We start from the raw sequence: 16,909 nt of genomic DNA, 5'->3' as shown, positions 1-16,909 counted from the left end.
CATCTCCTCACCAGCGCACGAGCGCGAGCTCGATGGTCGAACCCGGTCCCATGGTCATCAGCACGCCGTAGTCGCCGGGCACGACCGTGTCCTCGGCGAGCAGCCGCTCGTACGAGAACAGGAAGGACCCGCTGGACAGGTTTCCGTGGTCACGCAGGACGCCGATCGTGTGCCGCACGTCGTGCCGGCTCAGCCCGAGGTTGACGCGTACCGAGTCGACGACCTTCCGGCCCCCGGAGTGCACGATCCAGTGGGCGACCTGCGAGCGCCGCAGGCCCGCCGCACCGAGCAGCCGGTCGATGGACTCCTCGGCGTTGGCGCCGACGACGTAGGGCACCTGTGGGTCCAGGTAGAAGCTGAACCGGCCGGCGTCGTCGTCCCAGTCGTAGCGCATCGCGCCGACCGCGTCCGGGATGATGTGGCTGGCGAACCGCAGCAGCCGCGGCCCGGGGCGGACGCCAACCGGTTCGCGGCTGCCGTCCGGTTCGCCGCCGTCCGGTTCGCCGCCGGCGACGAGGGTGACGGCCGCGGCGCCGTCGCCGAAGAGGCTGTTGACCACGGACGTGCGCATCGTGCCGTCGAAGACGTACGCCGCCGAGCACGCCTCGATACAGACCATGACGGCGAGGTCGCCCGGGTGGGTGCTGGCCCAGCCGGCGGCCGCGTTGAGCGCGTTGAGCCCCGCGTTGCAGCCCATGCCGACGACGTCGAGACGCGAGCAGTCGACGTCGAGGCCGAGCTCCTTGATGAGCAGCGCGCTGAAGCCCGGGGTGAGGAATCCGGTCGAGGATACGCAGCACAGGTAGCGCACGTCGCGAAGGCTCACCCCGGCCCGACGGAGGCACACCCGGACGGCCTCGGCGCCGGTGCGTAGGCCGTTCGTCAGGTGCTTGCGCAACAGTTCGCCCTGCGTCTCCGGGCGGTGCGCGCCGTCGGGACCGACGGGTGGCAGGACGAGGTTGCGTCGCTCGATGCCGCCGTTGAGAAACACCGACCGCACCCGCGGGTCGGTGATCCGGAATGCCTCCAGCAGCTCTGCCTGGGTGTAGGAGTCCGGAGGCACCGCCGTGCCCACCGCCGTGATACGTGGCAGGGCCGGCGCCGGTGTGACGCTCATGCTCGCCGCCGCAGTACATTGACGGTGTGCGGCACTCCCGGGTCACCTACGAGAAGTCGGGCCGCGTCGCCCACGTCACTCTCAACCGGCCCGCCGTGCTCAACGCGATGGACCTGCGGATGCACGAGGAGCTCCGCGAGGTGTGGGACGATTTCGAGGCCGACGACGACGTGTGGGTCGGCGTGCTGTCGGGGGCCGGCGACCGTGCGTTCAGCGTGGGTCAGGACCTCAAGGAGCTGGCCGCGCGGATCGAGGCCGGCACCGCCGGTCAGTCCACTTTCGGCAGTCGTGACCTGCCCGGCTGGCCGCGGCTCACCGAGCGGTTGCAGCTCGCCAAGCCGCTCGTCGCGAAGGTCCGTGGCTACGCCTACGGCGGTGGGTTCGAACTGGCCCTCGCCTGCGACATCATCGTCGCCGCCGAGGATGCCCGGTTCGCGTTGCCGGAGGCCCGCCTCGGTCTGGTGGCGGGTGCCGGCGGGGTGTTCCGGCTTGCCCGGCAACTGCCGTTGCGTACCGCGCTCGGGCACCTCATGACCGGCCGGCCGCTGACGGCCCGCCGGGCCTACGAACTCGGCCTCGTCAACGACGTGGTGCCGGCCGGCGAACTCGACGAGTGCGTCGCCGGGTGGGTCGACGACCTGTTGCGCTGCGCCCCGCTGGCGGTGCGCGCGGTGAAGGAGGCCACGGCCAAGGCGGCGACCATGCCGCTGGAGCAGGCATTCGCGAGCCGCTTCGTCTGGGAGGAACGACGCGTGCGCAGCCGCGACGCCCGGGAGGGGCCGCTGGCGTTCGTGCAGAAACGCCCGCCGGAGTGGTCTGGCACCTAGCAACGGCACGGGTACTCCTGTCGAGGGGTGGGATCGCGGCGAAGCGGCTCTACAGGTAGTCCTCCGGCCCGCCCTCGCGGACCGTGTCGAGCGTGAAGCAGTGGAAGCCGCCGCCGAACAGGCGCCGGTGGCGGTGCCGGACCGGCACGGTGGTGAACCCGTGGCGCTCCAGCGTCCGCATGAGGTCCGGACACGCGTCGTTGACCAAGACGGTGTCCGGGCTGACGCTCAACACGTTCATGTCGATGAAGGGGCTGGTCAGGACGAGGTCATCGTCGTCGTACCGCGGGAAGGTGTTCTCCGTCGGGAGCGGCGGAATGATCATCTTCCACTTCCGCAGCGGCTCGGGCAGGGCCTGCGCGACGGCCTCCGAGCGCACCAGCAGCACACCGGGACGCAGTGCCAGGACCATGCTGTCGATGTGGCTGTCGCTGAGGCGGAAGACCCGGTGGATACGGAAGCGGCCCTCGAGGTGGCGCTCCAGCCAGTCGCAGGCCAGCGCGTGGTTCGCGGTCGAGACGTTCACGACGATGTCGCGGCCGAGGCGCAGGCACTGCGCACCGTCGAACATCATCTCGGGGCCGACGTCGTAGACCGACTCCCGCGGGTCCTCGATCACCTCGGTCGGACCGCCGGCGGTGCTGTTGACGTAGGAGAGGTCGAACGACGCGTCGGTCATGATCGGCCGGGGCATGACGGTCCAGCGAGCGCCGCGGCGGAAGTAGTCGGCGAACACGGGCGTCAGGAACTGGGTTTCGAAGTACCGCGATCGGATCATCGGCGGCGTCTCGATGATCTCGTCGCCCAGGATGACGGTGTTGTCCCGCACGTTGAGCGGCGGCACCACCGCGGCGGACCAGGCGAGGGTGCGGACCTGCGTGGTGGTCTCGTCCAGGCGCAGCGGCCGGTGTACCCGCACGTCGAGCGACTCGAGGGTCTTCGCGATGCCCTCGACGTCCTCGTTGAGCTCGTCGACGTAGCGCTGCTTGATCGTCGAGCGGGTCGGGCCCGACGCCGGGCCCGACGACAACCTGGGGTAATACCATTCGGTTCGCACGATGTTGTCGTGGAAGAACAGGTCGAACGACAGTTCCCGCTCATGGGAAGTGTAATTCTCGGCGGACCCGACAATGACTTCTTTGAGCGGCGACCATTCGTCGTAGCTATTGAGTTCCATGCACCTTCCCCAAGGAATGCGGACACGGTTCATGGCACGAGCCCGGGATGGCACGTGTCCATGAAGCGAAGTGTCAGAGACAGGTCAGCAGCGCGTTGAAACAAGCTTCAGCAGCCGAATCGGCCGGCGGTCGAGGTTGGACCCCAAGAGGCAGAGGGCGCGTCAGAATCGCACCGAAAGGCCGTATGGTCGCCTCGGAAAGCGTTCGCCCAGATACATGTGAACACTCCCCCGTGGAACGTCAGATGCAACTGTTAGGACCCTAAACTGAATCACTGCACCCGTCAAGACATTGACGGACGTGCTCGTACACTCATATGCTCTGCCACCCAACGGGGGATTCACGGGACCGCTGACGATCGCGGTTCACTCGTCGCTGCGCCCATCCGGCCGGCGACGGCTTCCGGCAGCCCCGAGAACGTCCCCGAGGCGTTCGCGGGCGCGCCCTTGCGTGACGGACGGTCCGACGGCGGACCGGTCGACACCCCGCGACAAGCACGATCGGCGATCAGGAGCGGACCGGCGTGACAACCGACGTGACCCAGCAGCCCAGCAGCACCGGCTCCGAACCGGCTGGCATGCCGACCCTACGCAGCAACCCCTTCGACCCTCCCGACCGTCTCGCCGAGCTGCGGCGGACAGGCCCCGTGACCCGCCTGCGCTACCCGGACGGACACCTCGGCTGGCTCGTCACCGGTCATGCGGTCGCCCGCGCCATCCTCGCCGACCAGCGTTTCAGCGCCCGCTCGGAACTCAAACGGGTCCCGGTCGCCCGCCCGAGCGTCGCCCCGTTCTACGGCCGGCCCGCCCTACCCGGCTGGTTCCTGGACATGGACCCGCCGGACCACACACGATTGCGGCGACTGCTCGCCGGGCACTTCACCGTCCACCGGGCCGAGGCGCTGACCCCGCGCATCGAGCGGATCGTCGCCGAGCGTCTCGACGCCATGGCGGCCGCTGGCGGCCCGTGCGACCTGGTGGACGTCTTCGCGCTACCGATCCCGTCGATGGTGATCTGCGAGCTACTCGGTGTGCCGTACGCCGAACGCGCCGAGTTCCAGCGAAACAGCGTGACCCTGTTCAGTCTCGAGGTCACCGCCGACGAGGCGGACGCGGCCATGGCGGCCCTCGATACGCTGCTGCGCGACCTGGTGCGCCGGCCCCGTCAGGAGCCTCCCGGTGACCTGCTCGGTGCGCTCAGCGCGAGCGGCCGACTGAGCGAGGAGGAACTCACCGGCGTTGGCGTGCTGCTGCTCACCGCCGGGCACGAGACCGTGGCGAGCATGCTCGGCCTCGGCACGTTCGCCCTGCTGTGCCACCCGGAGCAGTTGCGGCTGCTGCACGACGGGAACGTCGACGTCACCAACGCGGTGGACGAGTTGCTGCGGTACCTGTCCATCTTCCACTTCGGCGTACCCAGGACGCCCCTGGAGGATGTCGAGATCGGTGGGGTGCCCATCCGTGCCGGCGAGAGCGTGACGGTCTCGCTGCCGGCAGCCAACCGCGACCCGGCCCGTTTCACCGGCCCGGACACCCTCGACCTCGCCCGGCCGGCGCGGGGCCACCTGGCGTTCGGCTTCGGCGTGCACCAGTGCATCGGTCAGAACCTGGCCCGGGTCCAGATGCGCATCGCCTATCCGGCTCTGCTGCGCCGGTTCCCCTCGCTGCGCCTGGCTGTGCCGACGCAGGACGTCCATCTCTCCGTCGACATGGGCTTCTACGGCGTCCACCATCTGCCGGTCACCTGGTGACCGGTGGTCCCGCACCCCGATGTCGAAAGGACCAGCATGACCACAGCAGCGATCTCACCGGACGACCCGATCTACGAACGGTTCCACCTCATCGTGAACGGTCCGGCCCTGTTCAACGCCGTCGTCACCGGGCTCGACCTGGGTGTCTTCGCCCTCCTGTCGCGGCACCCCGGCACCGGCCCCGCCGAGATCCAGCAGGCCGCCCGGCTCCCGGCACACCAGACGCGGGTCCTGATGCACGCGCTGTGCGCGACCGGCCTGGTAAGGCGTCGCGACGGCGGGTACCACAACACCCGCGCCGCCGAGGAACTGCTGACCTCCGACGGTCCGGCCAGCTGGCGGCACATCCTTGCCGGCTGGCAGCAGATCTACTACCCGGCGTACCCGCACCTGACCGAGGCGATGTCGGCCGGCACCAACACCGCGCTGGCCGCGCACCCCGGGACCGAGCCGACGCTCTACCAGCGCCTGGCGCACCAGCCGGAGCTCGAGGCGGTGCTGCACCGCTCGATGTCCGCGTTCACGCTGCAGACGATGCCGGCGTTGCTCGACAACCCGGAGATCGCCACCGTCCGGCACCTGCTGGACGTCGGCGGCGGCGATGGCACGACCGCACGGGCGTTCGCCGAGCGTTTCCCGTCGGCCGAGGTGACCATCTTCGACATGCCGAGCGTCACCCGACTCGCCGGCGACACCCCCGACGGCGACCGGATCCGGCTGCACCCGGGAGACCTGTTCGCGGATCCGCTGCCGGCCGGAGCGGACGCCGTGCTGTTCAGCCACGTCCTGGAGGTCTTCTCCGGCGAGCAGATCCTCACCCTGCTGCGGAAGGCGTACGAGGCGCTACCGGCCTCCGGGCGGCTGTTCATCTACGGCTTCCACGCCTCCGACGACGAGGACGGCGGCGTCTACTCGGCCCGGCTCTCGCTCTACCTCAACGTGCTCGCCACCGGCACCGGCATGACGTACCCGGTCGGCGACTACGAGCAGTGGGCACGGCAGGCGGGTTTCGGCGACGTCAGGTCGTACACCGGCCTGCCGTACGAGCACGGCCTCGTCGTGGCGACGAAGGAGTAGCCTGCGTGCCCGGCACACGACCCGCCCGCCCCGCCCCGACCGTCGCGAAGCATCGAGCCGGATCCGGGTGCGGCCCCGGGCCGGGCGGGCCCGGGGCCACGTCGTCAGCGGAGGTAGACGTCGGGGGCCGGCGGGTTGGACATGCCGGCACCGATGAAGAAGCCCGGGTGCGGCGGCTGGTTGTAGGCGGTGTTCTGCCAGGCGATCGCCACCCGGTACTGCAGGTCGTGCATCAGGGTGTGGATCCGGCGGTCGGTGGGCGTCGGGGTGCTGTAGATCCGCAACGCCCGGCTGTCCGTGGTGCGCCAGACGACCTCTTCGCGCCAGTCGCCGAGGATGTCGCCGGACAGCGCCGGAGTGGCCTTGGTGCCGTTGTTCGACGCCACCCCGCTGCCGTTGAGCAGCCGGGTGTCGCCGCCGGTGCCGTACTTGTCGATCCGGGTGGCGTCGAGCAGTTCCCGGACCGGGTCGCCGTCCCACCAGATCAGGAAGTTCGTCGACGACGGCTTGCGGCCGACGTTCGCCCCGGTGACGCTGCGCAGGCCGTCCACCGCCGAGGACCAGGATTCGGCGCCCGGGCTGCCGGCGTAGATGTCGCCGGCCACGCCACGCCCGTTGTCGCCGCCGGGTGCCGTCTGCCAGATCAACTGCCCGGTACGGGCGTCGGCGAGCCACGACGACGGGCTGGACGCGTTCTCGCTGACCTTGAAGTACTCCAGTCCCGGCCGGTTCGGGTCGAGATCGCCGACGTGGCCGGCGTCGCCGTGCCCGAGGCGGTTGGTCCACAGGCCGCGCCCGTCGTCGTCGACCACCATCGCGCCGTAGACGACCTCCTGCCGGCCGTCGCCGTCGACGTCGGCGATCGACAGCGAGTGGTTGCCCTGCCCGGCCCACGCCGATCCGTTGGTCGAGGAGTTGGAGTCGAACGTCCAGCGCCGGGTCAGCGCGCCGTTGCGGTAGTCCCAGGCGACGATGACCGAGCGGGTGTAGTAGCCCCGGGCCATGATCAGCGAGGGGCGGGTGCCGTCGAGGTAGGCGGTGCCGGCCAGGAACCGGTCCACCCGGTTGCCGTACGAGTCGCCCCACGACGAGACGGTGCCCCGGGCCGGTACGTAGTCCGTGGTGGCCGCGATCGCGCCGGTCCGGCCGTCGAAGACGGTCAGGTACTCCGGGCCGGCGAGCACGTAGCCGGAGGAGTTGCGGTGGTCGGCCGACGCCGAACCGATCACCTGCCCGGTGCCGGAGCGGGTGCCGTCGGCGGTCTTCATCGCCACCTCGGCGCGGCCGTCGCCGTCGTAGTCGTAGACCTGGAACTGGGTGTAGTGCGCGCCGGCCCGGATGTTGCGACCCAGGTCGATGCGCCACAACCGGGTCCCGGTCAGGGTGTACGCGTCGACGTAGACGTTGCCGGTGTAGCCGGACTGCGAGTTGTCCTTGGCGTTCGACGGGTCCCACTTGACCACGAACTCGTAGCGGCCGTCGCCGTCGAGGTCACCGACCGAGGCGTCGTTCGCGGAGTACGTGTACGACTCCCCCGACGGGGTGCTGCCAGCCGCCGGAACCTGCAACGGCACGTCCAGGTATCCGCTCGGGAACTGCAACGCGGCCGGGGACGCCGCCTGCTCGACCCCGTTGATCACGGCCCGGACGGTGTAGCCGGCGTTGGCTGCGGCGCCGGCGTCGAGGTAGTTGGTGGCGCCGGTGATCGGCGTCGCGTTCAGCCTGCTGCCGCCCCGGTAGAGGTTGAAGGACACACCCGTGGTCTCGGTGCCCAGCAGGCGCCACGAGACCAGGTTGCCGTTGCCGGACCGGACACTGACCAGGCCCCGGTCCAGGTTCTCGGCCTGCCGGGTTCCGGGCGCCGGTGGCGGGGTCGTGGGTGGCGGTGTCGTCGGTGGCGGGGTGGTCGGTGGCGGCGTGGTCGGGCCGGAGGTGGTGGCGGTCGGCGTGACCCCGCCGGTGCACGTGGTGCCGTTGAGGACGAAGCCGGACGGCACCGGGTTGCTGCCGGTCCAGGAGCCGTTGAAGCCGAATGCGACGTTGCCGTTCGTGGCGATGGTGGCGTTGTAGCCGACGTTGCGGGCGGTCACCTGGGCACCGCTCTGGTCGACCGTGGCGTTCCATGCCTGGGTGACCTGCTGGCCGGCGGCGTACGACCAGGTCAGGGTCCAACCGTCGATCGGGTCGCCGAGGTTGGTGACGGTGACGTTGGCGCCGAAGCCGCCCTGCCACTGGTTGGTTGTCTGGTAGTCGACGCGGCAGCCGGCGGCGGCCGCCGACGCGAGCACAGCGCCGAAGGTGCTGAGTGCCAGCGCGCCGAGCGTGGTGGTGGCGAGCAGGGTGATTCGATGTCTGGACAGGTGCATGGACGATCGCCTCCGGGGATCCGGATGCGTACCACCGGAACTCTGCGCCCGGGTCGCCACAGCCGCCGAGGCGCCGACCTGCCCGGGCCGGCGTCCGCCGGCCTGCCGGGCGCGGCGGTGGATGCGGTGCGGCGACGGTGGGGTCGCAGATCGGTTGGAAACGCCGTTGAAAGGACGGTTCCGGCTCTCCCGCATCGTAGGGCAACCGCTTTCCACGCACAACATCGAAGGCCGCCACTGGCACCGCGGCCGCCGTCGCGTGCCCCGGCCGGCGCGGCCCGCCGTCAGGACGGCATGCGCATCGTCGCCATGAAGGTCGGCAGCAACCATGGCCGCCGTCCACCGACGGACAGCTTCCCGGCGAGCACCGCCCGGACCCGGGAGACCCGCCCGAAGAGCATCAGGCCGAACGTGGCGGGATCGTAGGAGACCCGTACGTCCGGTCGGGGGTCCGGCTCCTCCACGGTCACCAGCCCGTCGGTGAGGGCGAAGGTCACCGCGGGGCTGACCGTGGAACGGAAGGTGACCGAGAGGCGGCCACGGCGTACCGGGCCGTCGTGGTCGACCAGCCGCCCGTAGCCGCAGCGGACCACCCCGACCAGGAACAGGTCGAAGAACAGTGCGGCGTCGCGCGGATCGATCTCCCACCGCGCCCCGGTGGCCCGCGCGATGTCCCAGGCATGGATGTTCAGCTCGTTGAGCAGGTGCGCGAGCAGCCCGGCCATCGGCAGGCGGGCACCACCCAGCCAGCTCACCTGGGGCAGTGGACCGACCTCGGACGTGGCCGCGAGCAGTTCGTCGACATCGGACCGCAACCGGGCGGTCAGCGTCGGCACGTCGCGTTCGGTGAAGTCGGCCAGGATCCGGCGGTTCATGTCGGCCACCGTGTCGACGGTGGTGGCCGCCAGGAGGTCGCCGAGCGGGCGCCCCGGCAGATCCGGTGCCGCGTCCCGGACCAGCGCGACGTCGACCGCGGCAACGCTGACCAGGTGGGCCAGCGTGTCCGCGACAGTCCAGTGCGCGGTCACCACCCGGTCGGGCGGCACGCCGTCGACGAGAGCGAGCAGTCGTCGGAGCACGACCGGTACGGAGCCACGTACCCGGTCCCATTGGTCGGCAGTCACCATCATGCCGTCCACGATGGCTGGTCGACGTGACGGTTCGCTACCCGAGATCGCCGATCTCCGCCGGGACGGACGTACGATCCATGCCATCGTCGCGAAAGGAGCCGCTGATGATCAACGATGAAACGCTCACCCGTATCAATCAAGGCGTGCAGTTGCATCATCGTCACGGCCAGCGTGAGGCTGCCCGCGACTTGTTCGCCCAGATCTGGGACGAGATCGGTGGCGAGCGAGGCGATCCCTTGCATGTCTGCGTCCTCGCGCACTCAATGGCCGATGTGCAGGACGACGTCCACCAGGAGCTGGTCTGGGACGAGCGAGCGCTGGCGGCGGCCGACCTGCTCACCGATGCTCGGGTCGCGCGGGCCGGGGTGCCGATGTCGGTGGCTGGTTTGTATCCGTCGTTGCATCTCAACCTGGGTGAGTGCTACCGCAAGGTCGGCGATCTCGGCCGTGCCCGGGAGTGCCTCCAGCGTGCGCAGGCGGGGATCGGCGCGCTCGGCGATGACGACTACGGGCGGCTGATCAAGGGCGGCCTGGACCGGCTGGCGCAGCAGTTGGCGACCGCTGGGTAGCCGCGGTCGGAGTCGATCATCTTGTCGGCGTCGTCACCATCGTCGCCTGGTCGGCGAGGATGGCGGTCGGTATGCGCCGGCCTTCGAGACCAGCCGCCCGTCCGACACCTTCGCCGACGGCATCCGTAGGTGCCGGGCTGGGTACAGGGCCACGTCGAAGGTCGGCCGGCCCTGCCGGAGCACCATTTGCAGCCGGGCGAGATGATCGTTGATCGCCCGGTAGTCCGGCCAGTTGGGTCCGCCCTTGGCACCCCACGCCTCGCCGAACGAGGTGTTGCCCCCGTACGACATGCCCGGCCACACCGCCTGGCCGGACGGCCCCTCCCCCTTGGTCAGGTACGGGCAGCCCGCGGTACGACTTCAGTAGAGCGCCGACCCGAGATGTCAAATATTCCTTCCATTGGTACGGGTGACATGGTTCGCGCCGCTCGCAGGGCGACCGGTGGAGCGTCGGCCGAAACGCTCCTCGAGCTGACGACCGCCGAAAACGGTGACGGGCCGGACCAGGTCCACGTCGACGGCCCACCCTTCACACGAGGTCCCGCGTACGCCCGACGGTAATGCCTGGGTTACCGCGAAGTGTGTGGCTGGCGCCATCGATCTGCCCGGGGCGTTCGCGTGGGATGGACGTATGAGTCTTTCCTCGTCTCCCCCGCGGCCGGAAGCCCCGGCGAACGCGCCCGTCGTATACGCCGCCGAGTTGGTCAAGTCCTTCGGGCGTCAGGGTGCCGCCGTGACGGCTCTGGATCGGGTTTCGGTCGCGTTCGAGGCTGGCCGGTTCACGTCGATCATGGGGCCGTCGGGGTCGGGCAAGTCGACGTTGCTGCATTGTCTGGCGGGTCTGGAGCGTCCGAGTTCGGGTTCGGTGGTCGTGGCCGGCGCGGACCTCGCGCGTCTGTCGGATACGCAGTTGACGATGCTGCGGCGCGACCGGCTGGGATTCGTGTTCCAGGCGTTCAACCTGATACCGACGCTGACCGCCGAGGAGAACATCACCCTGGGTGAACGTATCGGTGGGCCTCGGATCGATCCGGAATGGATGTCTCACGTGGTGCGGGTGCTTGGTCTCACTGATCGTCTGCGGCATCGGCCCAGCGAGCTTTCGGGCGGACAGCAGCAGCGGGTGGCAATCGCGCGGGCATTGGCGCATCGTCCGGCGGTCGTGTTCGCCGACGAGCCGACCGGGAACCTGGACTCCCACACCGGCGGTGAGGTGCTGCACTTCCTGCGGCTGGCTGTCGAGCGGTTCGGGCAGACGATCGTGATGGTGACGCACGATCCCGCCGCCGCGGCGCACTCGCACCGGGTCGTGTTCCTCAGAGACGGTCGCGTGGAGGGCGAGCTGCGGAACCCCTCGGCCGAGGCGATCCTGGCCCGGCTGACGCCGAGAGGGGCAGCGGCGTGATCGTCCTGGCGTGGCGGAGTCTGGTGCGGCGGAAGCTCGCCATCTTGGCGGCCCTGTTCTCGGTCGTGGTGGGATCATCGCTGGTGACGGCGACTCTTCTGATCGCCAGCTCGCAGGAGCAGCAAGGCGCCGCGAGCGTGACGAGCTGGCGGTTCGAGGCCGTCGACGCCGTGGTCAAGCCGCCGGCGAACGTCACCTTGAACAGCGGGCTCGTGCTCGATCTGCCGTCCATGCCACGGCTGACCGGCGAGCAGATCGACGCCATCCGCAACGCGCCCGGTGTCACGGCGGCTGCTTTGGAGTCGCCGTTCCCCGCCTACATGATCGCCTCGGATGGCACGGTGATCGGCGACGCCTTCACCCGTTCCTGGGGGCATCCATGGTCGACCGCGCTCGCCGACGCCGCCTCGCTCAGTACCGGGCGGGAGCCGAGCCGGCCAGGTGACGTGGCGGTCGATGAGTCCGTGGCGACAGCCGCCGGCATCGACGTGGGTGACCCGGTACGGGTCGTGCTGGCCACCGGCACCGAGGAGTTCACGGTGACCGGCATCGTGAGTCGGCCGGGTGAGCAGTTCGAGCACGCCCTGTTCTTCGACGGCGAGACGGCCGTACGGTTCGGCGGCGCCCCGGTCGCGGCATTGGTGTCGACCACGGACATCGATGCGCTGCGAAAGGCCGTCCCCGGCTTCCAGGTGCTCACCGGCGAGGCCCGCGCGGGTAGCCTTCAGCTCGATCTGCGCCAGGCCGAGCTCGCGGGCGGGTCCAGCCAGTTCCTCATGGTGATCGCATTCCTGGCGTTGGCGATCGCGGTGTTCGTCATCTCCAGCACCCTCACGGTCTCGATCGGGCAGCGACGACGTGAGTTGGCGATGTTGCGGATCGTCGGCACCAGACCGCGGCTGATTCGCCGCCTCGTCACCTGGGAGGCCGCCATCATCGGCGCGCTCGGCGGTGTTGTCGGAGCAGGCGTCGGTATCGCGCTTGCCGAACTGGCACGTCAGTTCTTCATCGCACAGGGACTGATGGCCCGGGGAGCCGTGGTGTCACCGGAGCCGACAGCGCTGTCGGGCGGGGCGGCTGCCGCGGTGCTGGCGGCGCTGGTGGCGGCCTGGCTTCCCGCACGACGAGCGACGCGCATCGCACCGCTGGAGGCGTTGCGCGAGTCCGACAACCCCAGCGGCGCGACGGGGCGAGGCAGGGTCGTCTTCGGATGGGTGCTGCTGGGGACGGCTGTCGTCTGCCTGGCGGGAGCGTTCGCCCTGGGAGGTCCGGTCACGACCCTGGGCGGCACGATCGCGCTCATGCTCATCGTGATGGCGTTCCCCCTGCTCATCGGCGCCTCGGTCGTGCTCGGGTCGACGCTGTTGCGGGGCGTCCTGGCGCCGCTGGGCGGACTGCTGCGTCGGTGGTTCGGCGGCTTCGTCGCGGAGCGGTCGATCCGCTCCGACCTGCGTCGCGCGGCCGGGGTTTCGGTGCCGCTGACCCTACTGGTGGCGGTCAGCGCGGTGCTGCTGTTCCAGGACAGCGCGAACTACCAGGCGCGCTCCCAGGTCTATGCCGATCAGGTGACCGCCGATGTCGTGGTGACCGGAGGTGTCCAGCTCGGCGTGCCGTTCAGCGCGGTCGACGCGCTGGCGGACGTGCCGGGTGTCGCGGCGGCATCCGGCAGCATCTCGTCGCGCCTGATCCTCGACGATCCACCGACGATGCGCTCGAACGGCACGGTGACCGGCGTGGACCCGGCCGGATTCGATCAGGTGCTCGACTACGAGGTCGTGGCCGGGACGTGGGCGGACTTCGACGAGGGCAGCATCGCCATGTCACAGATCGTCGCCGACGAGAAGGGCTGGCAGATCGGCGACCACGTGGCCTTCCGCTATCCGGATGGAACACCCGGTAGCGCCCTACTCAGCACGATCTACCGTGACCCGATGGGCGTCAGCGACACGGTCCTGCCGCTGGACACGCTCACCCCGCACGTCCTGGAACCCTTCGCCTCCGCCATCTATGTCGCCCTCGATCCCGGCACCGGCCGCGGCGATGCCTTGACCGCCATCAACGGTGCGCTGTCGGCCGCCGTCCCCGGGGCACAGGCCACCGACCGTGACGAGCATCTGGCGCAGGTGGCGGCGCAGGCCAGCGGCGACAACTGGATCGTCCTCATGGTCGTCGTCATCCTGGGCGGCTACGCGGGAGTCTCCGCGATCAATGTGCTGATCTCGTCCACCATGTCCCGCAAGCGCGAGTTCGCGCTGCTCCGACTCGCCGGGGCACGCCGCCCGCAGGTCGCCGGGTCGCTCCTGGTCGAGGCCCTCGTGGTCGCCACCACCGCGGCCATCGCCGGCACCGCCATCGCGGCCATCACGATGATCGGCTACGGATACCTGCTCACCGACACGATCTGGCTGCCTTTCGTCGGCCCGGCCTTCCTCGCGATCGTCGGGTGCGCCTACCTGGCCGCGTTTCTCGGGACTCTCGCTCCCGCGCGCACCGCGATGACGGCCGATCCACTCGAAGGGGTCCGGGCATGGTGATGCCCCGCGCCGCCTCCGACGAGCAGGCGAAGATGGACCGCGTGCGGATTCCGGTACCTCCGGTCGAGTCTTCGGGGCGCGCGACGATCGCGACCCCCGGCGCGGCGTTGCGTCGTCATCCGATGCGTCTCCTGGTGACCTCCTGGCCGTGGCGGTCGCTCGCCTATCTCGCGACGACCCCCGCTGTCTCGATGGTGTGGGCGATGACCTGCTGGCCCCTGCTGGCACTCGCGGGCCTGCCTCTCGGTCGCGTCGAACGCTGGCGCCTGCGGTGGGTGGATCGCAGACCCGTCCCGAATCCGCACGCCGCGGCCGCCTCGCCGGGGTTCGCCACCTGGATGCGACTGCGGGCTCGTGAACGGGTCACGTGGACCGAACTGCTCCACGGCGTGGTCCTGGTACCGCTGTCCGTGCTGAGCTTCGCCCTGCTCACCGTCGTGCTACTCGTTCCCGCCGCGACCATCGCTTCCAGCATCGCGTTGTTCGTCCTCCTCGTCCTCGGTGTCGATCCCACCGCCGTCACCACCGTGTCGGACCTGCCGACCTCGACGGTCAACGAGAACCCGCTCGCTCAACTCGGCTTCGCCGCCCTCGGCGCACTCGTCCTGATGCTCGGCCTCTATCTGGTGACCCTTGCCGCCGAAGGCCAGCGACACCTCACTCGCCTGCTCATCAGCGAGCCGGACACCAAGCTCGCCGGGCAACTGGACGACATCACGCGGTCCCGTGCGCGGATCACCACCGCTTTCGATGCCGAAAGGCGGCGGATCGAGCGTGATCTGCACGACGGCGCCCAACAGCGACTCACCGCCGTGATCATGACGCTCGGTTCTCTGCGGTATCAGCACGACCGCGGGGACGACATCACGCCGCTCATCGACCAGGCCCGTGCCGACGCGCAACAGGCCGTCGACGAACTCCGTGACATCGTGCATGGCATCTATCCCGCCGCGCTACGCGACCATGACCTCGCCGAAGCGCTCGATGAACTCACCGTCCGCGCCGAAGCCGCCGGCCTGAGCACCTCCGCGCACATCGACCTGCCGGCCGGCCTGCCGGGCGATGTGGAGGTCGGCATCTACTTCGCCGCGAGCGAACTGTTCACCAACGTCGCGAAACACGCCCAGGCCGGTGCGGTCCTGCTCGCCGCACGTCACACACCGGACGGCACGCTGTACGTCACGGTCGAGGACGACGGCCGTGGCGGCGCACGCCCCGACGGCACGGGGCTACTCGGCGTCATCGACCGGATCGAGACGCTTGGCGGCCGCGTCAAGATCACCAGCCCCGTCGGTGGCCCCACCCGCGTCACACTGGAGGTCCCGTGCGCATCGTCATAGCCGAAGACGCCGCCCTGCTCAGAGAAGGACTGGCCCGGCTCCTCGCCACGGCCGGCCACGAGGTGGTCGCTGCCGTCGGGGACGGCAGCGCGCTCCTGGACGCGGTACGCACCCACCGTCCCGACCTCACGATCGTCGACGTGCGCATGCCACCGACACACACGGACGAAGGCATCGAGGCCGCACGCACACTGCGAGCGACCAACCCGACCGAACGCATCCTCGTGCTCTCGCAGATCGTCTCCGGCCGGGCTGCCGCCGACCTGCTCACCACGGGCGAAGGCGGGATCGGATACCTCCTCAAGGACCGCGTCGGCGACGTGGACGAGTTCCTTCGCGCGCTCGACACCATCGCCTCGGGCGGCGAGGTCATCGACCCCCAGGTGGTCCGCAAGCTCCTCCGGCACCGATCCCACCTCGACAAGCTCACCCCGCGTGAAACCGACGTGCTCGCACTCATGGCCGAAGGCAAGACCAACACCGCGATCGCCGAAACGCTGGTCGTCACCGAGGCGGCGGTCGCCAAGCACATCAACCGCATCTTCGCCAAGCTCGAACTCGGCGCCGACGACACCACGCACAAACGTGTCCAAGCCGTCCTGACCTATCTCCGGCGGTAACTGATGCCGCCACGGAGCCCGTACCGGTTCACCGCCGAGCGCCTGGCCGCGTACCAGGCGGGACACCTGTCCGTACTGTCCATCGCCGGTCGTGACATTGGCCGGCCAATCCAGTGCGGGACTTCCGATAGAGCCGTCCGTTGTCAGCGCTGGTGCGTGGCCGGCGCTTGCTGCCCAAGGAATTCCAGGAAGAGCCGGCAGAGGGCCGAGACGGCCCGCCTATGGTCGGTATCGTTGACGAGCCGGTCCTCGGTGGCATCTTCGCCGAAGGTCTCGACCAGCACCAGAGCCGAGAAGGCAAGGCTGCTGCCCGGATGCCGGGCGGACATCCACTCCTGGAACGCCGTCAATTCGCCCCGACCGCGCGCCAGAGCGAACCCCGTCAGCGCGGAATACGCTCGCTCGTACCTCGGCCGCCCGACGTACATGCCCAAGCGGCGGTCCATATGCCACAAGAACTCTTCCCAGCTCACTGCGAGATTGTCCCCCGATGCCGCCTGCTTCGGTGTGATCTACGGCTGTCGGCGTTGTGTACCGGGATGGCGCCGATCCTGTCTGGGGTCAGCCCCCCGGACAAGCCCGGGGAAGACCCTCGTACACATTGCCGCGACATGGCGTAGCCCTTCATCCTCCTCGTAAATGCAGGCCGCGCAGATGAAGAGATTGCGATCGTCCGGCCCTGGGTGATGCTGCGGCGCGTGCCCGCACTCGGAACACGGCTCACCCTCCCCACTGGTCATGCCGCGATCGTCGCAGGTGCACACGCTCAGTTCGGGAATCGGGTCGAGCCATACGCCGTGCCGGCTCGGCGAACATCGTCATCCGCGAGTCACGCCCCTCCTCACGCCGTCGCCCGCTCGGCCGGGTCGCGCCGGCGACTCGGCGTTGGCCCGGACGCTGTTCGGCTGAACCGGCACCGCCACCGGTGGCTCCCGGCCGGATCGTCGACCGGAAGCCACCGGAACCCGGCTAGCGCTGGGTGATGTCGGACGAACT

The 16,909-nt window shown here is 69.7% G+C and carries 14 protein-coding genes; 8 read left to right on the top strand and 6 right to left on the bottom strand.

The features are described 5' to 3' along the window. Positions 1-7 precede the first annotated feature (7 nt). Positions 8-1,117, bottom strand: a complete 1,110-nt coding sequence (gene dpgA / locus AB0M79_RS23230; protein WP_364217262.1) for a 3,5-dihydroxyphenylacetyl-CoA synthase DpgA — start codon at positions 1,115-1,117, stop codon at positions 8-10. 26 nt (positions 1,118-1,143) lie between these two features. Here dpgA and dpgD point away from each other — a divergent pair, with 26 nt between their 5' ends. After that, positions 1,144-1,944, top strand: coding sequence for an enoyl-CoA-hydratase DpgD (gene dpgD, locus AB0M79_RS23225; RefSeq protein WP_364217260.1), 801 nt, complete (start codon positions 1,144-1,146; stop codon positions 1,942-1,944). 49 nt (positions 1,945-1,993) lie between these two features. Here dpgD and AB0M79_RS23220 read toward each other — a convergent pair whose 3' ends face one another. Next, entirely contained in the window at positions 1,994-3,121 is a 1,128-nt protein-coding gene (locus AB0M79_RS23220; protein ID WP_364217258.1) for a glycine amidinotransferase, read from the bottom strand. A gap of 524 nt (positions 3,122-3,645) precedes the next feature. Here AB0M79_RS23220 and AB0M79_RS23215 point away from each other — a divergent pair. Both AB0M79_RS23215 and AB0M79_RS23210 read left to right on the top strand, forming a co-directional pair. Next, positions 3,646-4,872: a cytochrome P450 gene (locus tag AB0M79_RS23215; protein ID WP_364217256.1), complete on the top strand. Its 1,227-nt coding sequence runs from the start codon at positions 3,646-3,648 to the stop codon at positions 4,870-4,872. Between the two features lie 36 nt (positions 4,873-4,908). After that, the gene (locus AB0M79_RS23210; RefSeq protein WP_364217254.1) at positions 4,909-5,949 is read left to right on the top strand and encodes a methyltransferase; all 1,041 of its coding nucleotides are present in this window, start codon (positions 4,909-4,911) and stop codon (positions 5,947-5,949) included. Positions 5,950-6,053: 104 nt separating this feature from the next. Here AB0M79_RS23210 and AB0M79_RS23205 read toward each other — a convergent pair whose 3' ends face one another. After that, entirely contained in the window at positions 6,054-8,315 is a 2,262-nt protein-coding gene (locus AB0M79_RS23205; protein WP_364217252.1) for a cellulose binding domain-containing protein, read from the bottom strand. Between the two features lie 284 nt (positions 8,316-8,599). After that, positions 8,600-9,445 (bottom strand): maleylpyruvate isomerase N-terminal domain-containing protein, encoded by an 846-nt coding sequence (locus tag AB0M79_RS23200; protein ID WP_364217250.1) that lies wholly within the window; start codon positions 9,443-9,445, stop codon positions 8,600-8,602. Positions 9,446-9,549: 104 nt separating this feature from the next. Here AB0M79_RS23200 and AB0M79_RS23195 point away from each other — a divergent pair, with 104 nt between their 5' ends. Continuing rightward, positions 9,550-10,014, top strand: a complete 465-nt coding sequence (locus AB0M79_RS23195; RefSeq protein ID WP_364217248.1) for a hypothetical protein — start codon at positions 9,550-9,552, stop codon at positions 10,012-10,014. A gap of 33 nt (positions 10,015-10,047) precedes the next feature. Here AB0M79_RS23195 and AB0M79_RS23190 read toward each other — a convergent pair whose 3' ends face one another. Further along, positions 10,048-10,305 (bottom strand): hypothetical protein, encoded by a 258-nt coding sequence (locus AB0M79_RS23190; protein ID WP_364217246.1) that lies wholly within the window; start codon positions 10,303-10,305, stop codon positions 10,048-10,050. Positions 10,306-10,597: 292 nt separating this feature from the next. Between AB0M79_RS23190 and AB0M79_RS23185 the strand changes: the two genes are divergently transcribed. The 4 genes from AB0M79_RS23185 to AB0M79_RS23170 all read left to right on the top strand — a co-directional run bounded on the left by AB0M79_RS23185 (position 10,598) and on the right by AB0M79_RS23170 (position 15,913). Further along, positions 10,598-11,419 carry an ABC transporter ATP-binding protein gene (locus AB0M79_RS23185; RefSeq protein WP_364217244.1) on the top strand — a complete coding sequence of 274 codons (822 nt, stop codon included), beginning with the start codon at positions 10,598-10,600 and terminating at the stop codon, positions 11,417-11,419. 83 nt (positions 11,420-11,502) lie between these two features. Next, complete coding sequence (locus AB0M79_RS23180; protein WP_364217242.1) at positions 11,503-13,953, top strand: FtsX-like permease family protein; 2,451 nt, start codon at positions 11,503-11,505, stop codon at positions 13,951-13,953. Beyond that, positions 13,947-15,293, top strand: coding sequence for a sensor domain-containing protein (locus AB0M79_RS23175; RefSeq protein ID WP_364217240.1), 1,347 nt, complete (start codon positions 13,947-13,949; stop codon positions 15,291-15,293). Before AB0M79_RS23180 ends, AB0M79_RS23175 begins: the two co-directional genes overlap by 7 nt. Then, positions 15,278-15,913 carry a response regulator transcription factor gene (locus AB0M79_RS23170; protein WP_364217238.1) on the top strand — a complete coding sequence of 212 codons (636 nt, stop codon included), beginning with the start codon at positions 15,278-15,280 and terminating at the stop codon, positions 15,911-15,913. Before AB0M79_RS23175 ends, AB0M79_RS23170 begins: the two co-directional genes overlap by 16 nt. Before the next feature lie 143 nt (positions 15,914-16,056). On the opposite strand, the gene AB0M79_RS23165 is transcribed toward AB0M79_RS23170, so the two are convergent. Further along, positions 16,057-16,386 carry a hypothetical protein gene (locus tag AB0M79_RS23165; protein ID WP_364217236.1) on the bottom strand — a complete coding sequence of 110 codons (330 nt, stop codon included), beginning with the start codon at positions 16,384-16,386 and terminating at the stop codon, positions 16,057-16,059. Positions 16,387-16,909: the final 523 nt, after the last annotated feature.

This window comes from Polymorphospora sp. NPDC051019 (assembly GCF_040683055.1).
In the GTDB taxonomy this organism is placed as follows: domain Bacteria; phylum Actinomycetota; class Actinomycetes; order Mycobacteriales; family Micromonosporaceae; genus Polymorphospora; species Polymorphospora lycopeni.
Note: the sequence above shows the minus strand (reverse complement) of the source record. Positions and strands in the feature narration are given on the sequence as shown.